This is a genomic window from Campylobacter concisus (assembly GCF_902460715.1).
Lineage (GTDB): Bacteria > Campylobacterota > Campylobacteria > Campylobacterales > Campylobacteraceae > Campylobacter_A > Campylobacter_A concisus_AK.
Genome location: NZ_CABPUX010000001.1, coordinates 1,130,486 through 1,157,072, shown reverse-complemented (window position 1 = coordinate 1,157,072; position 26,587 = coordinate 1,130,486). Strand labels below are relative to the sequence as shown.

Here is a 26,587-nt window from a genome sequence, read left to right as displayed (position 1 = left end):
GTAATGTTGTATAACGATGATTGTATAAATATATTAAGAAAAATGGACAAATGTTGTATTGATATGATTTATCTTGACCCACCATTTTTTACCCAAAAAAAACAAAAGCTTTCCAATTCAAATGGAAAAAGATATGAGTTTTCTGATAGTTGGGAGTCAAGACATACTTATCTTGAATATATGCGTATTAGATTATTAGAAATGAAGCGTGTTTTAAAGGAAACAGGCAATTTATTTCTACATTGTGATACCTACGCTTCACACTACTTAAAAGTTTTATTAGATGAAATATTTCACGAAAAAAATTTTAGAAGCGAAATAATTTGGACATACAAAAGGTGGTCTAATTCCCAAAAAGGGTTAATCCCCAATCATCAAACAATTCTGTTTTACTCAAAAAGTGATAAATTTAATTTTAATACTCTATATTGTAACTATTCTGCTACCACAAATATAGACCAAATACTTCAAGAGAGAGAGAGAAATGAGCTTGGAAAAGTCGTTTATAAAAGAGATAAAAATGGCGACATCATAAATTCTAAAGAAAAAAAAGGTGTTCCAATGTCTGATGTTTGGGATATTCCTTTTTTGAATCCAAAAGCAAAAGAGCGAACCGGCTATCCAACACAAAAGCCGATTGAATTATTGGAACGAATTATAAAGATTGGTTCAAATGAAAATGATTTAATTCTTGATCCGTTTTGTGGAAGCGGTACTACGCTAGTGAGCGCAAAGCTTCTAAATAGAAACTATATAGGAATTGATATAAATAGCAAGGCTATCGCATTAACAAAACAAAGACTAGATACTCCGACTAAAACAAATTCTATTCTGTTAAAAAAAGGAATCGATGCATATCAAACAAAGACAGAAAAAGAGCTATCTATACTAAAACAGTTTGATTGTGATATTGTTCAAAGAAACAATGGTATTGATGCTTTTTTAAAAAAACACTACTTGGATGCACCAGTTGCAATAAAAATACAAAAAGATAGCGAAAGCTTACAAGAAGCAATAGTTTTATTAAACGAAGCGTGTAGAAAAAAAAAGTGCAGCTTTACAATTTTAATAACAGATGAAACAAATATTTTGACGGAATCAATCCCATCTAATATGATAATCATTCCACAATATCAAACACATTTTGAAATGAGAATTAAATAGATAATGTAACATGTATTCATTTTAATAAATGGAATCTATTTTTTAATGCTTATATTTTTGCTTGACAATCCTATATTTTAATAGAGCCATTTAAAAAACTTCAGCGCTTCTAAGCTCACAGCCAAAAGGCTTATAAATTTCAAATTTATCTAGCTCTTAATGCATAAATTTAAAAACTTAAGCGTTTAGCACTCTTCACTAAGTTCTAATTTTTCTAAACAAAGTGGCTTTTTACCCTCAAAGATCACCCCAATGCCATAAGGCTCGCAGATATCAAGCTCGCCCTCAGCAAATCTCATCAGCCACTGCTTGTCATGCGCATAAAAGGTGCATTGCGGCGAGCTAAATGGCAGTTCGGAAACTGGCGCGTCAAGCAAGCTAAGCTCGTCCTTGCTCAAAAAGCGCCCTCGCCTAAGTTCATCTTTTAAAAAGACAAGCGACTCTTTTATGTATTGGTCGATATCTTGAGCGATGCGTTCTGCCAGCAAAGTAGTCTCATCATCTACGTCTGCCATGTCTGTGCTAACGAGGCAAAACGCTACCTGCCCAAAAATTGCACTTTTTAGCCCAGTCTCCGCATACCAGATAAAGCCATCATCTGTTGCAACTTTTTTAAGTTCGCCAAATTTCAAAGTCATTTTTCATTCTCATTTTTTGTAGTTTTGCTACTCTTGTAAAAAGAGCCAAATTTAAGCAAATTTGTAGTGAGCTAAAATTTATCATCTAAAATGGAGATAGCTTGTAAATTTGCCCTTTTAGCATAAAGCAAAAGCTAAATTTACAAGCAATTTTTCAGTTTTTCTCGCTACTTAGAAGCAAAATTTCTCATCAGTGCCATTTTGCTTGCGCATAGCTTTGAAGTTAGCAAGATTGTCTTTGTCTAAAAAATAATCTTTCTCCTTTTTATTGCGCGCTTCTAGCTTTTCTATGCCTTTTGCAAGGGCTGCTTTTCTATCTTCGTGAGGCGAGCTAAATTCTGGCGAAAACATCGCTTCATAGGCATTTTTCTTAGTCCATTCAAGCGCTTTATCAGCGATCTCTTGTTGCTTTTTGATATCGCAAAATGCATAAGGATTGACCACGTCGCCAACAAGCTTCATAAACGCCCCTATCGCAGCCACCACGTCAGTAAATTTCTCGCTCTCCATGTCTATAACGCCTCTTAGCAAGATCGCGCGGTTTTTTGCCGCATAAAACCAAAATACCGCATCATCGCGAAGTCCAAGATCATAAGCGCGAGCTGAGAGGACAAAAAGAGTTATCGGAGAGACCATTTGTGGGGCGTCTTGCACGATCTTTTCAGCCTTTTTAAAGTCGTCTTCTTTGCCACTTTTTAAAAGCTCATCTATCTTGTCATAGACCTTGACATACTCCACCTTGCCTGCATTTGCTGAGTAGTAAGGCGTGACGTAGATGTCGATACTTCTTACTTTGCCGTCATTTGCAAAGCCACATACCGCTCCAAAAAGTAGCACCGTAAGCAGTGATAAAATTTTCATTTTAGCTCCTTGATTTAAAATTTTTATTATTTTAACTAAAAGCAGTTGAAAAGATTAGGATAAATTTAAGAGATAAACTCTGTTTTTTTGACAAATACAAGGAGCAAAATTGCATAAAACTTTCTAACGAGCAGTTTTATTAATTTCTCTTCTTAGTCTATCTTCTTCTTTCTCTTTTTTTAAAATCATTTCTGCTTTTGCACGCATTTCCATCCTTCTTTTTATTGCTTTTAATCTAGCAAATCTATTAAATTTACTTTTATATTTAAATGAAAAGTAGAAGTGCGGTGCCAAGAGCAAGATTACAACTATCAATGGAATATAGTCGTTAATAGTAGGGCTATATCTATCAAATATTTTAAATATGCAAATTGCAAGCACGCCAAGGGCAAGAAACCAGAATGAATATGTTGAATTTAACGCCCATACGATATCTTTTATACGCCACTTTATTTTTAATATTTTATTTTGAAGATAAAGCTCTATCAGTAATATGATGGGCGAGAGAAAAAACAAAATAAGCATCTTAACTACTGGAGTCGAGATTATTACTGATTGACCTACCCTATCTGTTCGAATACGTGGCATAAAAAACCCTTTACATATCGTAATTTATAAAAAGTTGAATTATAACAAAAAACTCAAGAATTAATTGTTTTTAAACGACTAAAATAAATCATGTAAAGTCCGCAAATTTAAAGCGGACTTTGAAGATTAATTTTTAAAACTATGAATTGGAGCTGGGATTTGTCCGCCACGAGCGATAAAGTCGGCACTTGAGGCTTTATTTATCTTCATCACAGGCGCTCTGCCTAAAAGGCCGCCAAACTCGATCATATCGCCCTCACGTCCAAGAGGTATGATACGAACGGCCGTTGTTTTTTGATTTATCACGCCGATAGCCGCCTCATCAGCGATCATCGCAGCTATACTCTCGCTTGGCGTATCCGCAGGTATGGCGATCATATCAAGTCCAACCGAGCATATCGCAGTCATCGCCTCAAGCTTTTCTAAATTTAATGATCCTGCGCGCACCGCAGCTATCATGCCCTCGTCCTCTGAGACTGGGATAAATGCACCGCTTAAGCCGCCAACTTGGTTGCATGCCATGACGCCACCTTTTTTGACCGCGTCGTTTAAGAGAGCTAGTGCAGCAGTCGTGCCGTGCGTACCGACAGCCTCAAGCCCCATCTCCTCAAGCACGCGAGCCACTGAGTCTCCCACAGCTGGCGTTGGAGCAAGAGAGAGATCGACGATACCAAATTTAACCCCAAGGCGCTCGCTCGCCATTTGACCGACTAACTGACCGATACGTGTGATCTTAAACGCCGTCTTTTTCACAGTCTCAGCCACCACGTCAAAGCTCTCGCCACGCACCTTTTCAAGCGCTCTTTTTACCACTCCTGGGCCTGAAACGCCGACATTTATCACCACGTCAGCCTCGCCCACGCCGTGAAATGCACCAGCCATGAAAGGATTGTCCTCGACTGCATTTGCAAAGACAACAAGCTTCGCACAGCCCATCTCTGAAGCTGCTGCCGTCTCTTTTATGATGCGCCCCATATCACGCACTGCGCTCATATTTATGCCACTTTTTGTTGAGCCGACATTGACACTTGAGCACACTTTTGCAGTTTGTGCGAGCGCTTGCGGGATAGAATTTATCAAAATTTCATCGCCCTTTTGATAGCCCTTTTGCACTAGAGCCGAAAAACCACCTATAAAATCAATACCAACCTCAATAGCCGCCCTATCAAGCGTCTTTGCGATCATCACGTAGTCTTTTGCGTCCGTTGCGGCGCCGATTATCGAGATAGGCGTCACGCTCACTCTTTTATTGACGATTGGTATGCCTAGCTCGGCAGAAATTTCGTTGCCCACTCTAACTAGGTCTTTGGCTTTAGTGGTGATTTTTGCGTAAATTTTATCGCAGGCTTTATTGATGTCAGGGTCGATGCAGTCAAGCAAACTAATGCCCATCGTGATCGTTCTGATGTCAAAATTTTGCTCCTCGATCATCGAGATAGTTTCGGTTACATTTTTGATATCCATCTTTTGTCCTTAAATTTTGTGCATCGCATCAAAGATGGCTGAGCTTTGGATATTTATCTTTACTTTTAGGCTCTCTCCAAGCTTATCTAGCTCCGCTCTTAAGGCTGTAAAGTCCTTATTTTCATCGCTTGAAACCACCGCCATCATCGTGAAAAAGTCGCTCAAAATAGTCTGACTTATATCATCTATGTTTAGCCCTAGCTCGCTAAGCTTTGCTGAGACACCAGCAACGATGCCAACTCTATCTTTTCCGACTACGGTTACGATCGCTTTCATCTTTTCTCCTATTAAATTTTAAATTTATTTTTTAAAGTGCATTTTGGCTCCAAAATTTAAACTAAGCACCAAGCAAAGCTAAATTTTGGTAGCCAAATTTAAACTGGCAAATTTTAAAATTTGCTCTAAATTTTATCTTTTGTAAATTTACTTCGAGCAAGCACTCTTGCCGTCATTTACCGGCTGTATCGCTGAGTTATCAGCCCCACCGCCGTTATTTATATTTTCTATCATCTCCCAAAGCCTTGCAGCTGCGCTCTCATAGCGTTTTGCAGTGACTGAGTTTGGCTCATAGAAGCTAACTGGCTTGCCATTATCGCCGCCCACTCTAACAGCTGGCTCGATAGGAATTTCAGCTAAAATTTGAGTGTTGTAAGCCTTTGCCACCTCTTCAGTCGTGCCTTTGCCAAATATGTCATACTCTTTGCCATTATCTGGGCAGATGAAGCCGCTCATGTTTTCGATGACGCCAGCGATTGGGATGTGAAGCTTCTCAAACATATCAAGCGCACGCTTGCTATCATCAAGTGCTACTACTTGTGGCGTTGTGACGCAGACACCTGCTGTTACTGGCACGCTTTGAGCTAGAGTTAGTTGCGCGTCGCCCGTTCCTGGAGGCATATCGAGAAACAATACATCAAGCTCGCTCCAAAGCACGTCCCTTAACAGCTGCTCGATCGCTTTCATTATCATCGAGCCACGCCAGATAAGGCTCATGCCCTCTTCCATCAAAACGCCCATACTCATCATCTCCACACCATGGCTAAGTATCGGTTTTAGCTTGTTGCCAACGACTTGTGGCTGGGTATTTACTTCGCCAAGCATTCTTGGGATATTTGGTCCATAGATATCAGCGTCTAGAATTCCCACTTTTTTGCCTAGTTTTGCCATTGAGATGGCTAAATTTAGCGTTGTGGTTGATTTACCAACGCCACCTTTGCCAGAGCTTACCATTACGAAATTTTTAACTTGAGGTGCGATATTTTTGCCACTTTGAGTGTTACTTTTCTCCTCAGGCATCTTTGGCTGGATCAAATTTAGCACGTACTCGTTTGAGCCCATGACACGTTTGATGTCCGTTTTTAGCTCGTTTGCCACCTCTGGGCTTGAGCTAACGATCTCGACTTCGATTAAGATTTTCTCGCCGATCTCCACGTTTTTTACAAAGCCAAAGTTAACTATATCCTTTTCAAACCCCGGATATATGACGCCTTTTAGTCTATTTAAGACCTCTTCTTTATTTAACATTTTTCTCCTTTTTCTAGATCTTTTGAAATTTTATATGCACAAAATTTTGGTCCGCACATCGAACAAAAATGAGCGCTCTTAAACGCATCTTCTGGCAAGCTCTCATCGTGAAGCTCTCTAGCCTTTTTTGGATCAAAGCTAAGCTCAAACTGCTTGTTCCAGTCAAACGTATATCTCGCATCACTCATCGCATGGTCTTTTTCGATAGCTCCTGCCTTGCCAAGTGCGACGTCTGCGGCATGAGCTGCTATCTTGTGAGCTACGATGCCCTCTCTTACGTCATTTTCATTTGGCAAGCCAAGGTGCTCTTTTTGCGTCACGTAGCAAAGCATGCTAGCGCCGTGATATGCTGCCATCGTACCACCAATCGCTGAAGTGATATGATCATACCCCGCGCCGATATCGCTAACAAGCGGCCCAAGCACGTAAAATGGGGCATCATGGCAGAGCTCTTGTTCGATTTTCATATTATACTCAATTTGATTTAATGGCACATGACCAGGGCCTTCTATCATCACTTGTACATCTTTTTCCCACGCACGAAGTGTAAGCTCTCCAAGCACCTTTAGCTCACTAAGCTGTGCCTCGTCTGTTGCGTCGTAAAGGCAGCCTGGACGAAGTCCGTCGCCAAGCGAGAGCGAGACGTCATATTTTGCGCAAATTTCTAAAATTTGATCAAAAATCTCATAAAATGGATTTTGCCTATTTAGCTTTGACATGTAGCTAGCGCTCAAGCTGCCGCCACGGCTTACTATGCCCATTTTGCGCTTTTTAACAAGTGGCAAAAACTCACGCAAAAAGCCAGCGTGTATCGTAAAGTAACTAACCCCTTGCCTTGCTTGCTTCTCTAGCACGCTTAAAATTAGCTCATTTGTGATATTTGTAACCTCTTTTGCCTCTTTTAAAATTTCATACATCGGCACCGTTCCAACTGGTACGCTTGAATGCTCAATAATAGCGCTTCTAATGGCGTCTAAATCGCCGTCCGTGCTTAGATCCATAACCGTATCAGCGCCAAATTCTAAGCAAATTTCAAGCTTTCTAAGCTCCGCGCAAATGTCACTACTTAGGCTTGAGTTGCCGATATTTGCATTGATTTTCGTCTTTAGCTTTCTGCCTATGCCCATAGGCTTTAAATTTGTGTGATTTACGTTTGCTGGGATGATGATGCTACCTTTTGCCACCTCATCCATCACTAAATTTTCGCTCACTCCCTCGATCTTTGCCACATAGCTCATCTGCTTTGTGAGCTCACCTCGCCTAGCATAGTGCATCTGCGTCTTTGTCATGACTAGCCTTTTTTTAAAATTTAAAGGCTCATTTTAGTCCTTTTTTGTTTTGATCTAACTAAATGCTAGCCTTAAATTTATTTCTATAAAAAGAAATATTTAGCTTTTAGGTGTATAATTCCGTAACAATCTTCAAAGGAGCTACCTTGCTTGATATCTCACTTATAATGCTAGGAGCAGGAAATTCCAGCCGTTTTGAGCTACCTGTAAAGAAGCAATGGCTTCGCATCGGCAGCGACCCACTTTGGCTATTTGCCACTAAAAATTTGAGTAACTTTTACACATTTAAGGAGATCATCGTCGTTAGTAAAGAGTGCAAATATATGTCTAAATTTGCTCCAAATTATAAATTTGTTGATGGCGGCGAGACAAGACAAGATAGCCTAAAAAACGCACTTGAGCTAGTAAGTAGCGAATTTGTCTTAGTTAGCGACATCGCGCGCCCTTGCATATCAAGCGAGCTCTTTCACAAGATCATCGAGGCGGCCGCTCAGGCTGACTGCGTAGTGCCTGCGCTAAAGATCGCTGACACTGCCTATCTTGGCGAAAACGCAATAGACAGAGAAAAGGTAAAACTTATCCAAACGCCGCAGCTCTCGCGCACAGCACTTCTTAAAAAGGCTCTTAGTAGCGGCGAAATTTACACAGATGATAGCTCGGCTATGAGAGCCATTGGCGCAAGCGTTTGGCACATTTTGGGCGATGAGATGGCTAGAAAGATCACTTTTAAAGAGGATCTTGCCAAAATTTCAGCCCTAAAAGCACCAGAAAACGAGCTCTTTGTAGGTAACGGCTTTGATGTGCATGAGTTTGAAAAGGGGCGTCCGCTTGTGCTTTGTGGCGAAAAGATCGACTATGAGTTTGGGCTAAAGGCACACAGCGACGGCGACGTGGCACTTCATGCGCTAACTGACGCTATTTTAGGAGCTGCTGGACTTGGCGATATAGGCGAACTCTTTCCTGATACGGACGCTAAATTTAAAGATATTAGCTCTATTTATCTATTGCAAGAAGCCTATAAAAGGGTGCAAAGCGTGGGCTTTGTGCTAACAAACGCTGATATCACGATAATGGCGCAAAAGCCAAAACTCTCAAAGCTAAAATCAAAAATGGAGGCAAACATCGCGCAGGCTCTAAATTTAAGCCAGAGCCGCATAAATGTCAAGGCGACAACGACTGAGGGGCTTGGCTTTGTGGGCAGATGCGAAGGGATCGCTGTCATGGCAAGCGCTAGCCTTAAATTTTACAACTGGACACAAATATGAAAATTTTAATAGTAGAAAACGAAATTTACCTAGCTGGCTCGATGGCTAGCAAACTAGCTGACTTTGGCTATGACTGCGAGATCGCAAAGAGCGTCAAAGAGGCTTTGAAATTTGAAAATTTTGACGTAGTGTTACTTTCTACCACACTCCCAGGGCAGGACTTCTACCCAGTCATAGAGAAATTTAAAAGCTCTATCATCATCTTACTCATCGCCTACATCAACAGCGATACCGTGCTAAAGCCGATACAAGCGGGCGCGGTGGACTACATACAAAAGCCATTTATGATAGAAGAGCTTGTTAGAAAGATAAGGCATTTTGAAGAGTTTAGAGGCTTTAAAAACGAGATAAAAAACTACGAAAACTATATAAATTTCGCCCTAAAAGACTACGAGATACCTTGCTTTGAAGCTAAAAAGATCAAATTTCCACTTCTTTTAAAATCAAGCAAAAATGGCTACAGCGATAAATTTATCTTTAACTATGTAAAGGCAAACAAAACGCCATTTTTGTTTTTAGGCAAAGCCTGTTTTAGCGAGCTTGAAAAAGCACTTGCTCAAAGTGGCGACGAGCTAATATACATCACAAATCTCGAAGAGCTAAAAGAGGATGAAAAAGAGAAAATTTTAGAGCTTTGCAAAAAGAAAAAAGTGGCTATCCAAACTAGCGATTTTGCGCAAAGTGCGCCATTTGAGGAGCTTGAACTCTCCGTCCGAGATAAAAACTTTGACATCGGCGAGATCGTCACGATCGATGAATATATAAAATATATCATCGTTAATTATCAAGATAAATTCCCCGACACCGAGCTAAGCAAAAAGCTTGGAATTTCTAGAAAATCACTTTGGGAAAAGAGAAAGAAATATGACGTCAGCAAGAAAAAATAGTGAAATTTCTATAAACACCGAAGTTTATGGCGCCTTAGAGCTTATCAAAAACAAAATTCTCTCAAATTTTAGCGCCCTGATGGACGACGAGCAGATCAAAGAGGTGGCAAAAAAGGGCTACTTTAACGGCGAGCCTATGCCCTACTCTTTTGGCTTTGCGCCATTTGGCGAGGTCAATCAAAATATCGCTAGCAAGCTGCATGCTGGACAAAGAGTAAATTTAAATATGGACGGCAAGATCGTTGGGCACATCGACGTGGCAAAGGTCTTTAAATTTGACGAGAGCATGCGAACTAAAAATATATTTTTAGCAAATGAGTCAAACAGCGAAATGTCACTAAATTTAGGCAAATACGGCATAAGCGGCGAGTTTGAGCTATATGATGAGAGCCTCCAAATAAGCAAAGATGCACTAAATGAGCTGATAAAAGAGAGTGGCGCTAAGAAGATAACGGCTGTCTTTTTAACGGCTGATCCATTTAACCGCGCGCATGAACGCCTAGTTAGGATGACTATCGATAAGGCCGATCTCGTGGTCGTTTTTCTAATAAGAACGCGCGAAGAGAGGCACATCGACTACGAGATCAGAAAGCAAGTGCTTGACTTTTTTAACCAAAACTATCTGCCGACAAAAAAGGTCTTTGTCTTTGCGCTGAAAAACACGACCCTTTTTAGCTCGCACGCCAACCCAACGCTTGAGTGCATCGCGGCTTCAAGACTTGGCGCAAACAAGCTAGTCATCGGGCAAAACCACTCAGGAATTGGCATGTTTTTTGACCACAACGAAGTTCATACGATACTTGACATCTACAAAAACGATCTAAATTTAGACGTGATCGTCCTGCCAGAGCTCGTTTATTGCAACAAGTGTAAGACGCTAGTTAGCACCAAAAGCTGCCCACACGGACAGCACCACCAGATCAAATACCACCCAGACGTGATCAAAGAGCTGCTATTTAACGGCATCATGCCACCAGCCATACTAGTAAGACCTGAAATTTCAGCGCTCATCTTAAGCAAGCTCTATGTAAATCGCTTTAAAGATATACAAAAGCTCTGCGACGATCTCTTTGTAAATTCTGGGCTGCTTGAAAACAAGACCGACCGCGACTTTTACGAGGAGCTCATGAAGCTCTACCAGACATCATCACTCACTTAAGGAAATTTATGCAAAAGCTATTTTTGACATTTTTTGGATTTGGACTTTTACCAAAGGCACCTGGCACTTGGGGCTCGGTGGCTGGAGCTGTGGCGGCTTATTTTGTGCTATATTTTTTCTCATCTACCACGCTTTTGCTAGCTAGCATTTTGTTATTTTTGGTGAGCATCAGCGTCATTGATGATTTTGAAAAAAAGGTAAATTCACACGACGAGAGCTTTATCGTGATCGACGAAGTTGCTGGCGTTTGGCTTGCTATCGCCATTAGTGGAGCGACGATCTCGCAGCTAGTTCTCTCACTCGTGCTTTTTAGAGTGCTTGATATCAAAAAGCCTTCGATCATTGGCAGGATAGACCGCAACGTAAAGGGCGGACTTGGCGTCATGGGTGATGATATGGTTGCTGGATTTTTCGCTGGCATTATTAGCGCGATGATATATGGCGTGGTTATGAAATTTGGCGTAGTTTTGCCGTAAGCTGAGCTAGCTATCTTGCTGGCTCTTTTAAATTTAACCCTCCCTGCTTTTTATTTTAGACCTCTTTTGAGATGAGAACTTTGTCGCTAGAATTTTTCTCGCCCTTGCCAACAAATTTATCTTTGTCGTGATTTTTTCTAAAGACGATCATATTATAAAGTGAAAATTTTAGCTCTCCAAAAAGGCTTAAATTTTTTGCATTTTCAGGGGTTATCTCATTGCCATTTTTGTCACGTCCTTTGCCACCTAAAAACAGCAAATAAACAAGCGGAGTCATGAAGTTAAATCTTAAAAGTAACGCCCAAAAGCAGTTTAAAAAGCCGTGATTATATTTAATGCAAACGTAAAAACCAAAAACGGCGTAAATGGCTATTATAAAAAGCATAGTGTAAAAAATATAAGTTAGCCCATCATCGTTTGAAACGTCAAAATACTCACATACTGCACAAAAGATAGCTATAAAGATGGGAAATATCACGAGCGGAAAGATGAGATGCAGTCCAACTAGATCAAATTTACTCAGATAAACTTTTATATTTCGCCTGCCAGCAAAGATCATCAACAAAATAGCTAGCACTACCGGCAAAAAGACCAAACTAGCATTGAGATCATTGATGTCCAAGTTGCGCTCCTATTTTACTTTGTAAATTTGATTTTTGCTAACGATATTTTGTGCTCTTAAATTTAAAAAAAGCTAAATTTACCTGCGGTTTTTGCGGTTTTCTATGCCTATCCTCTCACTGTCTTCGATCTCTGCAACATAGCTTGGATTTTTCTTTTTAGCCTCTTTGTCTAAAAAGCTAATAAGCTTTGCATCGGCATTTTGGTGAGAGCAGATGAGGATTATAAAATTTATGTAGTTGCTAGCTTCTTTTGGAGCGACCTGATTTTTTTTCGCTGGTATTATAAATTTCTCTCCAAAAATTTGTATAAGCTCGAAAAGCTCGTTTTTGCTTAGAGTTTTATCGCTAGCAAGCTCTTCAAGCTTTTCGATCGTGATCTCTTCTTCACCCTCAGCTTCTAGTCCTCTTGCTAAGACTTGATGATCTTTGTTCTTTAGCAAAAGATAGATTAACGCGCAAATGGCAACTATAAGCAAAAAGACAAAAAAGACTATCAAGCCTTTAAGAAGCATCTATAGCCTTGTGCAAAGAGAGCGTTTCGTAAATGCAAGAACACTCATCGCTATCATCACTACGATGCTTATCCAGACGAAATCAGGTACTGGAAGCGGATCTCCAGCTGCGTATGAGTGCATGCCAGCTAGATAGAAATTTACCCCAAAATAGGTCATTATGATCGACCAATAAGCAAAAAATGATGCAACAGCAAATGCGTATTGATTATTAAGCTTTGGTATAAATCTCATGTGAAGCACCGCCGCATAGACGAGGATCGAAACTAGCGCCCAAGTCTCCTTGCTATCCCAACCCCAGTATCTACCCCAGCTCTCATTTGCCCAGACGCCGCCTAAAAAGTTTCCAAGCGTAAGTAAGCTAAGACCAAGGATCATCGCCATCTCATTTATGCGCGTTGCTTCAGTGATATTGCGCGCGATCTCTGCATTTGGCTTTTTCTTGTTTTGCAAGATGATAAGCAGCAAAGTAAATCCACCAAGCAACGCACAAAGGCCTAAAAATCCATAACTTGCAGTTATAATAGAGACGTGGATAGTTAGCCAGTAGCTCTGAAGCACAGGCACAAGCGTCGTGATCTGCGGATCCATCCAGCTAAGGTGCGCGACAAACAGCGTAACGCCAGCCAATATAGATGTAAGCGCAAGTGCGATCGGACTGCGTTTTGCAAAGATGATACCAGATAGACCAAGCGCCCAAGCGATATAGACCATCGACTCGTAGGCATTACTCCAAGGGGCGTGCTCAGCGATGTACCAGCGAAGACCAAGTCCAGCTGTGTGCGCAAGAAAAGCTAGTAAATTTATAATATATACAGCTTTAACTATGCCATTTATCTGCACTTTTGGCGCTAGCATCTTGACAAAAACAAATAGCAAAAGTGCAAGTCCAGCCAAAAGATATATCGGTGTCAAGCGGTCAAATACTTGAAATTTATTAAATAAAATTTCTATATCTATCTTTTTCTCACTTGGCATGACTGCGGCACCGTATTTGTGCTGATAGGCTGAAATTTTCTCAAGTGCCGCATCCGCCTTACTCCAGTCATTATCCTTTGAGGCTGCATCAACAGCTGAGAAATACTCTCTCATCATGCCAACTACTAGCTCAGCCTCTTTTGGCGAGAAGTACATCATCGCGCTAGCTGGCGAATACCAAGAATTTGACGGATCGTCTTGTTTTGGGAAAATTTTAAAAATTTCACCGATAAATATCATATAAAATACATTTAGTCTCTCGTCGATCTTTATCACATCTTTGTCAAATGTATTGCGTGAACCTGGGTGTTTGCGGTTTGCTATTTCAGCAAATTTTGTTAGTTTATACTCGCTTCCACCATCTTTTGTCGCTTTAAAAAATTCATCAAAGCTTGCGTATCTTGCATTCTCATCAACGCCTAGCTCTTTTTTTAGCTCTTTACTCTGACCAAGCGCGATGATCTTCTCATTTCGCCAAAAATCAGGCGTTACCATTATAGAAAGCATCGCTTGGTTTGAATTTAGACTACCTATGCTCTCGCCTCTGTGAATTTTGTTTAAAACCTCTTTGCTAAGCGTATCAAATGGCTTCATTCTGCCATCTGGACTTTGCACGATGAGTCTAGCAAGCTTGTCTGCATGCTCTTTGCTGATATGTGGCAAGAAGTCCTCAGCCTTTAGCGAGCTAAAATTTAAGCCCAAAAGTAAGACCGCTATGAGTGCAGCAACTTTTTTACCGACTTTTGTTGATTCATTATCTATGAGTTTTGCTAGCTTTCTAAAGCGGCTGTTAGGGTTTATGACATTTAACAAGAAGCCAAGACCTAGCAAAAAGTAGCCGATATATGTCGGGATCTTGCCTGGGTCTTTATTGACAGAGAGGATCGTGCCTTTCTCGTCAGTATCGTATGAGCTTTGGAAAAATCTATATCCATCATAATCAAGCACGTGGTTCATATAAATTCTATAATCAAACCCAGGATCATTCGTGCCGTCTTTTACCACAACCTCACTTGAGTAGCTCATAGGCGAATTTGAGCCAGGATATCTTTTTAGCTCAAAGTCTTTTAAGTAGAGGCTAAATGGGAGTTTTATCTGCTGAGCTCCCCATGAGGCGTTAAATTTCTGTCCAGCCACGGCAATACGTGAAGGCTCCATTAGGTTGTAAAATACATGCATCTCTTTACTCTCACCTTTGTAGTTTAGCTCAGCTATCAACGCATTAAACTCGCTATCCTTTGAGCTAACTAGCTTTCTTGAAGCGTGCGCTGAAACTAGCCTTGGGGCAAAATTTATATTTGAGATAGTATATAAGCTACCTGTGCCAAATTCATTCACGCTGCCAGCTTTTAGCTCAGTTTTAGAGCTGTCCGCCATAGTAAATTTTGAAAGATCGGCATTTGAAGTAACTGTGAAATTTCCATCACTTAGCCTAAAAAGAACGTATTTTTTATTTTCATCTGGTTTGGCATTAAAGATAAAGCTGATATCTCCAACCCTTGCCTCTTCTTCTTCAAGTAAAAATATCTCTTCGCTTTCGCTCTCGTTTGAGACAACAAACTCAACGACAGGCTTCCCGCTATCATCATTTACAAATTTATAGCTTGCATTTGGCACAAATTCTTTAAATTTTAAACTGGCCTCGCCGTCTGCTGTTTTTAACTTTAGATCAAAGCCCTTCTTTACATCAGCAAGTCCCAAAGGCATAGCTGAGCTGATCTCTTCGCCTTTGTCGTTAAGCGCTGTTAAATTTATATATGAAACCTTCGTACTAACGACGTTTGAAGCGGTGTTTTCACGTATATGCATATCAGCTTCAAAGCCAAGGTATCTTGTGATACCAGCGCCGATTAAGATGACGATAAAACCTAAGTGAAAGATGAGTGATGGGAGTTTTTTAGGATCGATTAGGTTGTATCTAAAGATATTGAAGGCTAAATTTATACCAAGCAGTAGTTGGATAAGCGCAAACCAGCCAGCACCATAAACATAGTACCAAGCTGCTTCAGTGCTGGTTTTGCTCTCTATTATTGTGGCGGCTCCACTAGCTATGGCAAAGATTATCATCAAAACGATAGCTGAGCCCATACTTAAAAATAATGTTTTTGGATTTAACATCTGCTTCCTTTTATTTATATTGTGGCAAAGCTACCGAAGTGAAATTTATCTTAAATAACTGCCCTGCTTTGTTTCGGTTGAAACTGGTTTATTTTCGTTTGTATCTTGATCTGCAAGCGCATCCTTGCCTTTTAGATAAGCAAGTATTGCACCTAGATCATTATTTGAGACGATCTTAGCTTGGTTTTGCATCACATTTTTACCGCTACCACCAAAGCTTGAGTCGCTTCTATAAGAGATGATGCTATCTTCTATATCTTTAGCATCCATGTTTTTAAGTGGTGTTGAGCCAAATGGTCTTTTGTCTGCGCTTTCGCCATGGCAGCTAGCGCATTGTTTCTCATAAAGCTCTTTTCCTAAAGAGACGCTATATCTACCTTTTCTATCAACGCCAAATTTTAAAATTCTATTGTCTTTATAGCGTCTTGGATCTTCATCGACATAGACATTTACTTTTTCATTTCTGTCATTAGCCTGCTTTTTTGCCATTTCGGCAAGCTCTTTACCAAACTCTCCACGAGCTTCTATATAATAAACCTGAGAAGCTGCAAAGGCATTTGCCACCAAAAAACACGCCAAAAAAGAAATTTTGATATTTTTCATAAGTTTCCTTGAAATTTTGCTCTAAATTTAAAAATCCCGGATCAGATTGCTCCGACCCGGGATTATATCATAAGTTGATTAACGAGCTATGAATTAGAATGAGTATTTAGCTTCAAATCTGAACTGATCTTCTTTCTTTTTGTCTTGATCAGCAAATTTTGAAGTCTTGAACGCATAGTATGAACTAAATTCTAGCTTTTTGCTATATTGATAAGCAAATCTTGGAGTGATCTCTTCAACTTTTTCTTTACCATTTTTGCCAACAGCTGCAGCATGTTTAATATGACCTTTTATGTAATCTGCACCAACTGTAAATTTATCAAATGTATATCCAGCTGTAGCATATACCAAATTAGCTTTACCATCAGCCCAAGTTGGATCAAGTGTAAGCTCACCTACATCTATCAGACCACCTTTATCTTCAAAAACGAAAGATGTTACGCCTTTATCTTGAACTTTCCAACCCATATAGCCTAATCTTGCGTCAAGGCCAAATAGTGAAGCTGTAAGTTCGCCAGCATAGAAGCTACCGTCATTGTAGTTTGCAACGCCATTAGATGCATCTATACTTTTAGAGAGGTGTGATTTTGCGCTTACATCTGCTGTACTATTAACATAGTTGATTCTACCACCTAAGCTAACATCGTCGTTTATAGCAAAGTTTGCAGTTACGTCAGCAGCAAGAAGATCGGCTAGGTTTGTTAAGCTTGCATACCATAGTTGGAAATCTATTGGGCTATATGAACCAGCAATACCTGCTGCATATAGATTACCAAAATCATAAACTTTTACTCTGTTTATATCTTTACCATTTGCATCTTTAGCCGCGTATAAATCACCATCACTTTCTATATCGTCACCTTCAATAGCATCAAAAGCTAAACCAGTTAAAGTAAGACCTTCAATGTCTTGGTTTACCACTCTTACACCAGTACCAATAGCATCATTAGTAAAGTATGAACCGATCTCTTGTTTACCAGCTGTTATAGTAGTACCACCGATCTTATAGCCAAGATAGAATTGGTGAACACCAAAAGTTCCAGTTGTGTTTGTTTTATCTGTACCAGCACCAGCATTATCTCCTGAGCCATCAGTAGCATTGTATCTTAAACCAACAACGCCAAAGAAGTTGTCATCGATAGCAGCTTTAAAATTTGTGATCATTTTAAAGTTATGACCAGCTTTATTTCTATCTTCTGCTGGTGTTGCATAAGCATCGGCGCTCTTATCTCTAGTATTTGTATATCTATATCTTGCAAATCCTGAAAGATCTACGTTTTTTATAGCTTCTTCAAGTGGAGTAGCACTTGCTACACTTGAGAATGCGCCTAAAGCAACCAAAGCGGCTAAACTAATTTTTGTTAGTTTCATTTTTTCTCCTTTTAAGGTTTTTGTGTCGACGATTATAATCAATAAATTTTAAGATGAAGCTTAAAAAATCATAAAATTTTGCATTTTTGTTACCGATCGTTTACCGATTTTGACCAAAAAGAGGTATATTTTGATAATTTAACTTTTACAAATGAGACTTTTAAAAAGGGGATAAAAAGAAAAAGGGGCCGTTGCTTTGCCCCTTAAAAGGAGTTCTAGTTTTGATTGCTGATGAAATTATATATGCTAGCAGTAAATCAACGGTAATCTAAAAAGAAATTTTCTCCTCTTTTGGTACTTCGATATTTGTTTTTATATTTTTTCTTTTAACGACTACTTCATTTTGTGGTTTTCTTATGCCATTAAATGCACCTCTGGAACCACCCTCTTTTATAAGAAGCATGTCTATGAGCTTGTCTGCGTAAAAAGTCGCATAGACAAGATCGCCTTTATCGTAATAATATCTGTTTGCACAAAAATTTGCTTTGTTTAGTTTGTGATTTTTCACATCGCTGGCTACTATCTCGTAGCAGTATTTTGAATCTTTATAGCTAACATCTTTTATGAAGCCTTTAATCGAGCTTTTTGCAGGCGCAGTTTTGGTAGCTTGCCTTGGTTGCTTGCGAACTGGTGGATTATCATCAAAAAATGAACATCCCAAAAACATAGTGGCTACTGCTAGAGGAAGTAAAATTTTAGCTTTCATCTTTTCTCCTTAATATAAAGAGCAAAGTATAGCTTTTAAGATTAAATAAAATTTGCAAGTTTTAAAATTTGAGTTCCGTGCTTACATTAATATATAAATTTCTTGGGAGAGACCCCAAGAAATTTAGGCTGATACGTTTAAAACATTACCGCCAAGCTCGGCGATCTTTTTATCAAGCGTCTCAAGGGTCTTTTCGATAGTCTTTTGTGAAATTTCAGGAAGCTCTCCGCCCCAAATTTTCTTTGCGTCCTCAAAGCCCTTTGCCACGCCCTCTCTACCAGCTTTTAGCTTCTCTACATCATCACCTGCGCCATTTAGCACAAAGCTGGCTATCCTATCAGCTGTATTTGCGATACCAAAAAAGCCATTTTCACTAACTAGCTCGCTCGCCTCATCGCTACTTAGCTCTCCTAGAGCTTTGCCGTTGTAGCCGATGCCTGCTAGATCAAGTCCAGCTAAAATGTCTGATAAATTTTCAGGCATACTAAAGCTTAGACCGCCTTGAGCTAGTAAATTTGAACTAGCATTTTGAGTAATATCTTTTTGATACTGCAAAAAGTAGCTATTTGATATCTCTTTTGCACTTAAATTTGAAATCTCAGGCTGCTTTTTAGAAACCTCTTTTTCATCTTTATGAAGCGAAATTTCTGATTTTACATTTTCTTTTACGCTTGATGTGTTGTATGAGCTTACGATTTGACTGATTTGCATATTTAGCTCCTATAAGTTTATAAAAACTATATCGCCAAAAGGTGGAATTTATTTAGGATAAAGCGGGAGAGCTCCCGCTGTGATTATTTGCCAAGTGTTGCGTTTAGCATCCAGATGGCTTTTTCAAATTTAGCTATTTGATCTTGTGCGTACATCTGAGTTGTTGTGTCACCCTCTGCAAGCTCATCAAGCTTTTTAAACTCGCCCAAAAGGTGCTTGTAATCAGCCAAAACGATCTCTAAAACTTCAGTTGGTGTGTAGCTCTCTTTTGGCTCGTGTTTGATGTGAGCGACTTTTGCTAACTCCTCAGCCTTGACGATAGGCCTACCACCAAGCATAAGAGCTCTCTCAGCTGCGTCATCAAAAATCTCACTCATATCTTCGTAAGCTTTCTCTGTGTATTCGTGGACGCTAAAAAATTGAATGCCTTTTACATTCCAGTGAAGATCGTGAAATTTGATATAAAGTGCATTTGCATCAGCCTGAATTGTGTTTAACTGTAAAATAACTTTTGACATTTTGTCTCCTTCTTTATTGTTTAAATGTGGTGAAATTATATTGACTTAGAGTTAATCACTGGTTAATCAAATAATAAAATTTATTATTTAGTATAAATTTTGACTACAAAATAAATTTATCTTGTAGTCAAATGTAGAATTTAGAAATTTGTCTATTTTTTATAAGGTGTAGTTTTATAGCCTTGCTCGATCAAACTACTCATGCCACCATCTAAATTTATAATCTTAAGATCTGTGCTATCTATCGCTGCAGCTGCTGCTGTGCTTCTTCTGCCGCTTCTACAAACAAGAGCGATAGGCTTTTTGATATCAACCGCTTTTGAAAGCTCATCTAAAAATGCACTCTTATTGCTTGGATCAAAAGTGATGGTCTTCGCACCAGCTATGATGCCAGTCTCTTGCCATTCAGATGGGGTTCTAATATCAACGATCTGATCATACTTTTTGATCTCATCTGGACTTATATTAACAGTTTTAACATCAGCTGACAACATGCAACAAACGGCTCCTAAAAGTAAAATTTTTTTCATCTACTCTCCTTAAATAAATTTTTGAAATGTTAGCATGGATTATTAAATATATAAAATTTTTGTTGATAAATTTTATTGATAGTGAGGTCATACAAATAATTCATTAAAAAATAAATTTATTTATATGTCAAACACAACTACTTATAAAAATAGGAATTCTAAATATAAATGATTTAAAGCACTCTATACAAGATTTTTATGAGATAGTATTTAAAGCAGGAGTGGTGTCCCCAGCGAGGTTCGAACTCACGACCTCAGAATTAGGAATTCTGCGCTCTATCCAGCTGAGCTATGAGGACAAATTTACAAGATAGTTTAAATTTTTATCCAAGTAGTTAAATTTTAAAGGGCAGATCGCTCTGCCCTATTTTGGCTAATTAGCCATTTCTCTTTTTAATAATCTCTTCACTTACGTTTTTAGGAACTTCTTCGTAGTGATCAAATTCCATAGAGTAAGTCGCACGACCTTGAGTCATTGAGCGAAGATCTGTTGAGTAGCCAAACATTTGAGCAAGTGGACAATAAGCTGCAATGATTTTTATACCATTTCTATCATCCATTGAATTTACTTGGCCACGGCGCTTATTGAGGTCACCGATAACATCACCCATATACTCTTCTGGAGTCTCAACTTCAACTTTCATCATAGGCTCAAGAATAACCGCACCTGCTTTTCTAGCGCCCTCTTTAAAGCCCATAGAAGCAGCAAGTTTAAATGCCATTTCAGATGAGTCAACTTCATGGTAGCTACCATCAAAAAGTGTAACCTTAACATCTTCAACTGGGTATCCTGCAAGAACACCGCTTTGAAGCGCTTCTTTACAACCTTTTTCAACAGCTGGGATATACTCTTTTGGAACAACACCACCTTTGATGTCGTTAACAAATTCAAATCCACTAGCAGCTGGAAGTGGCTCGATACGTAAGAATACGTGACCGTATTGACCACGACCACCTGATTGTTTAGCATACTTATACTCTTGCTCAACTGCCTTACGGATAGTCTCGCGGTAAGCAACTTGTGGTTGACCAACTTCAGCATCAACTTTAAATTCGCGAAGCATACGATCAACAATGATCTCTAGGTGAAGCTCGCCCATACCACTAATGATAGTTTGTCCGCTCTCTTCATCTGTACTAACTCTAAAGCTTGGATCTTCTTGGGCTAGTTTTTGAAGAGCGATCGCCATTTTTTCTTGATCTGCTTTTGTTTTTGGCTCAACCGCAACACTGATAACTGGCTCTGGGAAGTCCATTCTCTCAAGGATAACTTTATCTTTTTCACTTGCAAGAGTATCGCCAGTTAGGGTATTTTTTAGACCAACAACGGCGCCGATTTCACCAGCGAAAAGTTCTGTAATCTCTTCACGTTTATTTGAGTGCATTTTTAGTAAGCGGCCAATTCTCTCTTTGCAGTCTTGAACTGTGTTGTAAGCGTAGCTACCGCTTTCAAGGCTTCCTCTATAAACACGGATAAATGTTAGCTGTCCAACAAATGGGTCAGTCATAATCTTAAACGCAAGTGCGGCAAATTCGCCATCATCTGTACTTTCAACAGTCACTTCAGTGCCATCTTCATAAACACCATTTATCGCTGCAATCTCATCTGGAGCTGGTAGATAATCAACTACCGCGTCAAGTAGAGGTTGGATACCTTTGTTTTTAAATGCAGTTCCGCAAAGCATAGGTGTAATAGTCATTCTTAAGCAGCCTGCTTTTATACCTTTTTTGATCTCTTCTTCAGTTAGTTCTTCGCCTGCAAAGAATTTCTCCATCAAGCTATCGTCTGTTTCAGAAACAGCTTCGATTAGTTTTGCGCGGTATTCTTCAGCTTTATCTTTAACTTCAGCTGGAATTTCTTCTTCTACATAGTCAGTTGGCTTTTTCTCGTCATTCCAAACGTATGCTTTCATTCTTACAAGATCAACCACACCTTTAAAGTTATCCTCTGCGCCGATAGGAATTTGGATAGGCACTGGATTTGCTTTTAATCTTTCTCTGATCTGCTCTTCAACTCTAAAGAAATTTGCACCAATTCTATCCATTTTATTAACAAAAACAATTCTTGGTACGTGATATTTATTTGCTTGTCTCCAAACAGTTTCAGACTGTGGCTGAACACCACCAACAGAACAAAATACAGCAACAGCACCGTCAAGAACACGCATAGAACGCTCAACTTCAATAGTAAAGTCAACGTGTCCCGGAGTGTCGATTAGGTTTATTTGATAACCCTTCCAAAACGCTGTAGTTGCAGCTGATGTAATAGTAATACCACGCTCTTTTTCTTGCTCCATCCAGTCCATAGTAGCAGCGCCATCATGAACCTCACCTATCTTATGGCTCATACCAGTAAAGAACAAAATTCTCTCACTAGTAGTTGTCTTTCCAGCATCAATGTGAGCCGCAATACCGATATTTCTTACCTTATGTAAAGGCGTTTTTCTCTCTGCCATACTAATTCTTTCTTACCAGCGGTAGTGAGCAAATGCTTTATTAGCCTCTGCCATCTTGTAAGTATCTTCCTTCTTCTTGAAAGATGCACCTTTTGAATTTGCCGCATCTAAAAGCTCATTTGCTAGTTTATCAACCATTGTTCTTTCGCTTCTTTTTCTAGCAAAAGTTATAAGCCAGCGGATAGCAAGAGCTTGTTGGCGAGCTGGGCGAACCTCAACTGGTACTTGATAAGTAGCACCACCAACACGGCGTGATTTAACTTCTAAAATAGGTTTTACATTTTCGATAGCGTCGTTAAAAACGTCGATGCCTTTAACCTCAGCATTTTTCTTTTCGATAGCCTTAATAGCACCATACATTATCTCTGTAGCGACGCTTTTTTTGCCATCATACATAAGAGAATTAATAAATTTAGTGATTATTTTATTTCCGTAAATCGGATCAGGTAAAACTTCCCTTACAGGAGCTTTTCTTCTTCTCATTTTGATTTTTCCTTCAAATTTTTATGAAATTTTACTCAAACGTTTGCAAATTTAAGCAACGTCTGCGAACCTAATTTTTTACTTTTTTGGAGCAGCAGCGCCAGCTTTAGGGCGTTTTGCACCATATTTAGAACGAGAAACTGTTCTTTTTGCAACACCAGCAGTATCAAGTGCACCACGAACGATGTGATATTTAACACCTGGTAAGTCTTTAACCCTACCGCCGCGAACTAAAACGATACTGTGTTCTTGTAGGTTGTGACCTTCACCGCCGATATAGCTGATGACTTCAAAACCGCTTGTAAGCCTAACTTTGGCAACTTTCCTCAAAGCTGAGTTTGGTTTTTTAGGAGTTGTAGTATAAACCCTAGTGCAAACTCCTCTTCTTTGAGGGCACTCTTTTAACGCTGGAGATTTTGACTTAACAGTCACTTTCTTGCGTTCATTTCTGACCAATTGATTTATGGTTGGCACAATAATTCCTTTCAACTAAATTTATTAAAAAGACCTAATTTTATTTAAAAAAAGCTTAAATAACGGTTAATAAGTTAGACTTATTCATACGTTCCTTTTTTTATAAAACCTCTGTCATCTTTTAAAATTTCACCCTTTGCAACGACAAATTTAATCTCAAATTTCTCATCGATTAGCAAAATATCTGCATCGTAATTTTCTTTTATCTCGCCTTTTTTATTTTGTAAGGCCACACTTTTTGCCACGTTTGTCGTAAAATATGGCAACGCCTCTTCGATACTAAAGCCATCTTTTACGAAATTTATAAACTCTTCATATAAGCTCTTAACGCTAGCGATGCCAATTTTTAGTAAATTTCCGTCACTATCATAGCTAGAGTAGCTACCAAAGCCGTCTGAGCTAATGGTGATCTTATTTGTCGGTAAATTTTCTTTTTTGACGCGCTTTACAGCTTCAAGTGGCGTAAGTCCTGGCATGCAGGTAAAGTCGATATAACCGCCATCTTTTATAAATTTAAAGCTTTGTTTAAAAAGCTCCTCGTTTCTATTTACGTGCGTTGGCTGAAATAGCGTGATTGGCATGTCGTACTCATTTAGTACTTCATAGATCAAATTTAAGCCCTTTTTGCCATCCCCCATGTGAAGCGTGGTGTGGCCTGACTTTGAGCTGATCATACCGGCCACCCTGCCAGCCGAGACTATGTGAGCTAGCTCATCTTTACTCACGCTTGATGAGCGGTGATCGCTTATGGCTAGCTTGGTGCCAATTATCGGACCGACAAAGACGATATCTTTTTCGATCTCGCCAGTTATGGTTGGCGTTTTGGAGCTGTATGCGCCTGTGTGGGCGTAGCATGTGATGCCCTCGTCGTTTAATGCGTGTGCTTTTGCCACTAAATTTTCAACGCTTCTTGTCGTGCTGTCAGTTCCAAGTAGGCCAACTGCTGTCGTTATGCCAGCTTCTATTAAATTTGATAACATGATCTCAGGCACCCTAGTTTTAAAGCCGCCCTCTCCGCCGCCTCCAGTGATATGCACGTGCTTATCAATAAGACCTGGTATAGCTGTGAAATTTGGGGCATCGATCACCTTTACATTTGGCAAATTTGGCTCTATATTTTCAGCTATGCAGACGATCTTGCCATTACATATAAATATATCTTTTTTACCAAGAAATTTTGGCGAGTAAATTTTGGCATTTTTTATAAGTATCATTTGGCATCCTTGTTTATCTTAGCTATGCCGATGCCAGTAAGTGCTAAAATGATTGCAAAGACAACACCCATGTAGTTTAGTATCGCCCAAGGCAAGTACTCTACCGTTGGCACTCCAAGTGTAGCTGTCATATATGCGCCTGCTGCTGACCAAGGGATGAGCGGAACGATAACGGTGCCAGAGTCTTCAAGTGTTCTTGATAGGTTTTTGGCTGCTAAATTTTTCTCTTTATAGAAGTCCTTAAACATCTCACCAGGGATAAGGATAGAAAGATATGAGCTACCTGTGACAAATGCGACAGTTAGGCATGATCCGATAGTCGAGATGATGACGCCTGCTGCTGATTTGACCTTTGCCATGATAGTGTGAAGCACCTTTGTAAGCATGCCGGTTTTTGAGATGATGCCAGCAAAGCCCATAGCGCAGATGACTAGGATGGTGGTTGAATTTACCGAGCTCACGCCGCCTCTGTTTAGAAGCTTGGTGATATCTTTTGAAAACTCCATATTAATGCCGCTCATCGTGACATTAAAGCCAGTCATCACTGAGATAAAGCCATTTTTAAGGCTAAAACCTTGAACGATCACACCAAGAAGCACTGAAAATAGCGAAGCGATGATCATTACAGGTATCGTTGGCCACTTTAGCACCGAGCCAGCCAAGACAAAAAGCACAGGCAAAAGCAAGATGATATTCCAGTGAAAAATTTTATCAAGCTGACCTTGAAGTGCCAAAACCGACTCTGAAACATTTGCGCCACTGCTTGCCGCCTCGCTACCAAAGAATAGATAAGCTGCTATCGCAACGATAGTTGCTGGGATAGTTGTATAAAACATATGTCTGATGTGCTCATAAAGTTCTGAGCCAGCTGCTATCGGAGCTAGATTTGTCGTATCTGAGAGCGGAGAAAGCTTATCGCCAAAGTATGCTCCTGCAACTACCGCGCCAGCAGTTGCCGCTAAATTTACATCAAGACCTTGAGCTATGCCCATAATAGCGACGCCAACTGTGCCAGCAGAACCCCAAGATGTGCCAGTTACGGTTGAGATGATAGCTGCGATGACAAAAGCAGTTAGGACTAGATACTGCGGGCTTATAAGATCCACGCCGTAGTAGATGATCATAGGGATAGTGCCTGAAAATACCCATGAACCAATAAGCAGACCGACTGCCCAAAGTATCATAAGCGCTGGCAATGAGCTTGAAATTTTCTCTATCACCCCTTCTTGAAGCTCACTCCAACTATATCCTAGTCTCCAAGCGATGCCACCAGCCACGAGGGCTGCTATCAAAATGATCGGCTCAACCTTTAGTTTCATGTAACCAACGCCAAGCGCAAGACCTACGATCATAACCAAAATAGGCGTAAGGGCTAGCAGAAACGAAGGCTCTTTTTTTATAGAGTTCATCATGTGTCCTTTAAATTTGAGATATTTTTTGAATTTAAAGGCTACAAACTTAAATTGTTATAAAAAAATAAAATAAATTTAAAATTTAAATAAAATGTGTGAAAATTTAGCACATCTGATATGTGCTAAATTTAGATCAATCTTGTTTGATAGCGTATTTACCGCTACCAGTCGAGATGATGCAAAGTGACATAGCGATATAAAGATATATAAGCTCTGCTTTAAAGCCATTTACATTAGTTAGCTCAAGTAAATTTGACAAGCCAAAATACGAATACAAAATGACAAGACTAGAGCCAAAAACTAGGAGCGCGCCAAGCCTTGAGTAAAAACCAACGGCGATCATTATAGGGGCTAAAACCTCGCTAAGATAGGCGAAATACGCCAGAAAACTAGGTAGTCCAGCATCAACTAAAATGCTCTTTACACCGCCAACTCCGTGTAAAATTTTGCCAAAGCCGTGCATAAAAAGGCAAATTCCAAGGCCTAAGCGCAGAAACAAAAGTCCAAGATCGACATTTTTCATAATATCTCCGTTACATATTTTTAGTTATAGATTTTATTTA

27 protein-coding genes and 1 tRNA gene are annotated in these 26,587 nt (G+C 39.6%); 5 read left to right on the top strand and 23 right to left on the bottom strand.

The features are described from left to right. Nucleotides 1–3 precede the first annotated feature (3 nt). Nucleotides 4–1,164 carry a DNA-methyltransferase gene (locus F3G91_RS05740; RefSeq protein WP_149700957.1) on the top strand — a complete coding sequence of 387 codons (1,161 nt, stop codon included), beginning with the start codon at nucleotides 4–6 and terminating at the stop codon, nucleotides 1,162–1,164. Nucleotides 1,165–1,349: 185 nt separating this feature from the next. Here F3G91_RS05740 and F3G91_RS05735 read toward each other — a convergent pair whose 3' ends face one another. The 7 genes from F3G91_RS05735 to thiC all read right to left on the bottom strand — a co-directional run bounded on the left by F3G91_RS05735 (nucleotide 1,350) and on the right by thiC (nucleotide 7,528). Beyond that, nucleotides 1,350–1,802, bottom strand: a complete 453-nt coding sequence (locus F3G91_RS05735; RefSeq protein ID WP_149700956.1) for a hypothetical protein — start codon at nucleotides 1,800–1,802, stop codon at nucleotides 1,350–1,352. Nucleotides 1,803–1,973: 171 nt separating this feature from the next. Beyond that, nucleotides 1,974–2,663 carry a cytochrome-c oxidase gene (locus F3G91_RS05730; protein WP_149700955.1) on the bottom strand — a complete coding sequence of 230 codons (690 nt, stop codon included), beginning with the start codon at nucleotides 2,661–2,663 and terminating at the stop codon, nucleotides 1,974–1,976. 123 nt (nucleotides 2,664–2,786) lie between these two features. Next, nucleotides 2,787–3,251 carry a hypothetical protein gene (locus tag F3G91_RS05725; protein WP_149700954.1) on the bottom strand — a complete coding sequence of 155 codons (465 nt, stop codon included), beginning with the start codon at nucleotides 3,249–3,251 and terminating at the stop codon, nucleotides 2,787–2,789. Nucleotides 3,252–3,377: 126 nt separating this feature from the next. Continuing rightward, entirely contained in the window at nucleotides 3,378–4,715 is a 1,338-nt protein-coding gene (locus F3G91_RS05720) for a PFL family protein (protein WP_021085933.1), read from the bottom strand. A gap of 9 nt (nucleotides 4,716–4,724) precedes the next feature. Next, entirely contained in the window at nucleotides 4,725–4,991 is a 267-nt protein-coding gene (locus tag F3G91_RS05715; RefSeq protein WP_002939508.1) for an ACT domain-containing protein, read from the bottom strand. Between the two features lie 147 nt (nucleotides 4,992–5,138). Beyond that, nucleotides 5,139–6,239, bottom strand: coding sequence for an Mrp/NBP35 family ATP-binding protein (locus tag F3G91_RS05710; protein ID WP_149700953.1), 1,101 nt, complete (start codon nucleotides 6,237–6,239; stop codon nucleotides 5,139–5,141). Then, entirely contained in the window at nucleotides 6,233–7,528 is a 1,296-nt protein-coding gene (thiC, locus tag F3G91_RS05705) for a phosphomethylpyrimidine synthase ThiC (RefSeq protein WP_107791674.1), read from the bottom strand. The genes F3G91_RS05710 and thiC overlap by 7 nt, the downstream gene beginning before the upstream one ends. Before the next feature lie 146 nt (nucleotides 7,529–7,674). Between thiC and F3G91_RS05700 the strand changes: the two genes are divergently transcribed. The 4 genes from F3G91_RS05700 to F3G91_RS05685 are packed head-to-tail and all read left to right on the top strand — an operon-like array spanning nucleotide 7,675 to nucleotide 11,315. After that, the gene (locus F3G91_RS05700; RefSeq protein ID WP_107791673.1) at nucleotides 7,675–8,793 is read left to right on the top strand and encodes a bifunctional 2-C-methyl-D-erythritol 4-phosphate cytidylyltransferase/2-C-methyl-D-erythritol 2,4-cyclodiphosphate synthase; all 1,119 of its coding nucleotides are present in this window, start codon (nucleotides 7,675–7,677) and stop codon (nucleotides 8,791–8,793) included. Next, a complete protein-coding gene (locus F3G91_RS05695; RefSeq protein ID WP_103612275.1) occupies nucleotides 8,790–9,680 on the top strand; it encodes a response regulator in 891 nt (296 codons plus the stop codon). The genes F3G91_RS05700 and F3G91_RS05695 overlap by 4 nt, the downstream gene beginning before the upstream one ends. Continuing rightward, nucleotides 9,658–10,839 (top strand): sulfate adenylyltransferase, encoded by a 1,182-nt coding sequence (locus F3G91_RS05690; RefSeq protein WP_021089996.1) that lies wholly within the window; start codon nucleotides 9,658–9,660, stop codon nucleotides 10,837–10,839. Before F3G91_RS05695 ends, F3G91_RS05690 begins: the two co-directional genes overlap by 23 nt. An 8-nt stretch (nucleotides 10,840–10,847) precedes the next feature. Beyond that, complete coding sequence (locus F3G91_RS05685) at nucleotides 10,848–11,315, top strand: phosphatidylglycerophosphatase A family protein (RefSeq protein ID WP_149700952.1); 468 nt, start codon at nucleotides 10,848–10,850, stop codon at nucleotides 11,313–11,315. Between the two features lie 55 nt (nucleotides 11,316–11,370). Here the strand turns inward: F3G91_RS05685 and F3G91_RS05680 are convergent, their stop codons facing one another. From F3G91_RS05680 to F3G91_RS05605, 16 genes are all read right to left on the bottom strand, one after another. Then, nucleotides 11,371–11,937 carry a hypothetical protein gene (locus F3G91_RS05680; protein WP_149700951.1) on the bottom strand — a complete coding sequence of 189 codons (567 nt, stop codon included), beginning with the start codon at nucleotides 11,935–11,937 and terminating at the stop codon, nucleotides 11,371–11,373. A 78-nt stretch (nucleotides 11,938–12,015) separates the two neighbouring features. Continuing rightward, complete coding sequence (locus tag F3G91_RS05675; protein WP_021089989.1) at nucleotides 12,016–12,450, bottom strand: hypothetical protein; 435 nt, start codon at nucleotides 12,448–12,450, stop codon at nucleotides 12,016–12,018. Beyond that, nucleotides 12,451–15,546 carry a cytochrome c biogenesis protein CcsA gene (locus F3G91_RS05670; RefSeq protein WP_149700950.1) on the bottom strand — a complete coding sequence of 1,032 codons (3,096 nt, stop codon included), beginning with the start codon at nucleotides 15,544–15,546 and terminating at the stop codon, nucleotides 12,451–12,453. It lies immediately after the preceding gene. A gap of 45 nt (nucleotides 15,547–15,591) precedes the next feature. After that, nucleotides 15,592–16,149 (bottom strand): c-type cytochrome, encoded by a 558-nt coding sequence (locus F3G91_RS05665; protein ID WP_002941036.1) that lies wholly within the window; start codon nucleotides 16,147–16,149, stop codon nucleotides 15,592–15,594. 93 nt (nucleotides 16,150–16,242) lie between these two features. After that, the gene (locus F3G91_RS05660) at nucleotides 16,243–17,520 is read right to left on the bottom strand and encodes a major outer membrane protein (RefSeq protein WP_149700949.1); all 1,278 of its coding nucleotides are present in this window, start codon (nucleotides 17,518–17,520) and stop codon (nucleotides 16,243–16,245) included. 268 nt (nucleotides 17,521–17,788) lie between these two features. Then, nucleotides 17,789–18,226, bottom strand: coding sequence for a hypothetical protein (locus F3G91_RS05655; RefSeq protein ID WP_107944803.1), 438 nt, complete (start codon nucleotides 18,224–18,226; stop codon nucleotides 17,789–17,791). A gap of 123 nt (nucleotides 18,227–18,349) precedes the next feature. Continuing rightward, complete coding sequence (locus tag F3G91_RS05650; protein ID WP_149700948.1) at nucleotides 18,350–18,937, bottom strand: hydrogenase-4 component G; 588 nt, start codon at nucleotides 18,935–18,937, stop codon at nucleotides 18,350–18,352. A gap of 83 nt (nucleotides 18,938–19,020) precedes the next feature. Further along, complete coding sequence (locus F3G91_RS05645; protein WP_009294499.1) at nucleotides 19,021–19,455, bottom strand: Dps family protein; 435 nt, start codon at nucleotides 19,453–19,455, stop codon at nucleotides 19,021–19,023. A gap of 152 nt (nucleotides 19,456–19,607) precedes the next feature. Then, nucleotides 19,608–19,985, bottom strand: a complete 378-nt coding sequence (locus tag F3G91_RS05640; protein ID WP_087582022.1) for a rhodanese-like domain-containing protein — start codon at nucleotides 19,983–19,985, stop codon at nucleotides 19,608–19,610. Between the two features lie 222 nt (nucleotides 19,986–20,207). Next, a tRNA-Arg gene (locus F3G91_RS05635) sits at nucleotides 20,208–20,284 on the bottom strand. 78 nt (nucleotides 20,285–20,362) lie between these two features. Then, nucleotides 20,363–22,441, bottom strand: coding sequence for an elongation factor G (gene fusA, locus F3G91_RS05630; RefSeq protein WP_149700947.1), 2,079 nt, complete (start codon nucleotides 22,439–22,441; stop codon nucleotides 20,363–20,365). A gap of 12 nt (nucleotides 22,442–22,453) precedes the next feature. Next, nucleotides 22,454–22,924: a 30S ribosomal protein S7 gene (gene rpsG, locus F3G91_RS05625; RefSeq protein WP_002941142.1), complete on the bottom strand. Its 471-nt coding sequence runs from the start codon at nucleotides 22,922–22,924 to the stop codon at nucleotides 22,454–22,456. 78 nt (nucleotides 22,925–23,002) lie between these two features. After that, the gene (rpsL, locus tag F3G91_RS05620; RefSeq protein WP_002941121.1) at nucleotides 23,003–23,398 is read right to left on the bottom strand and encodes a 30S ribosomal protein S12; all 396 of its coding nucleotides are present in this window, start codon (nucleotides 23,396–23,398) and stop codon (nucleotides 23,003–23,005) included. Between the two features lie 80 nt (nucleotides 23,399–23,478). Next, the gene (gene iadA / locus F3G91_RS05615) at nucleotides 23,479–24,612 is read right to left on the bottom strand and encodes a beta-aspartyl-peptidase (protein ID WP_149700946.1); all 1,134 of its coding nucleotides are present in this window, start codon (nucleotides 24,610–24,612) and stop codon (nucleotides 23,479–23,481) included. Then, nucleotides 24,609–26,021, bottom strand: a complete 1,413-nt coding sequence (nhaC, locus tag F3G91_RS05610; protein WP_149700945.1) for a Na+/H+ antiporter NhaC — start codon at nucleotides 26,019–26,021, stop codon at nucleotides 24,609–24,611. Before nhaC ends, iadA begins: the two co-directional genes overlap by 4 nt. Nucleotides 26,022–26,157: 136 nt before the next feature. Next, the gene (locus F3G91_RS05605) at nucleotides 26,158–26,547 is read right to left on the bottom strand and encodes a DoxX family protein (protein WP_009294512.1); all 390 of its coding nucleotides are present in this window, start codon (nucleotides 26,545–26,547) and stop codon (nucleotides 26,158–26,160) included. Between the last annotated feature and the right edge of the window lie 40 nt (nucleotides 26,548–26,587).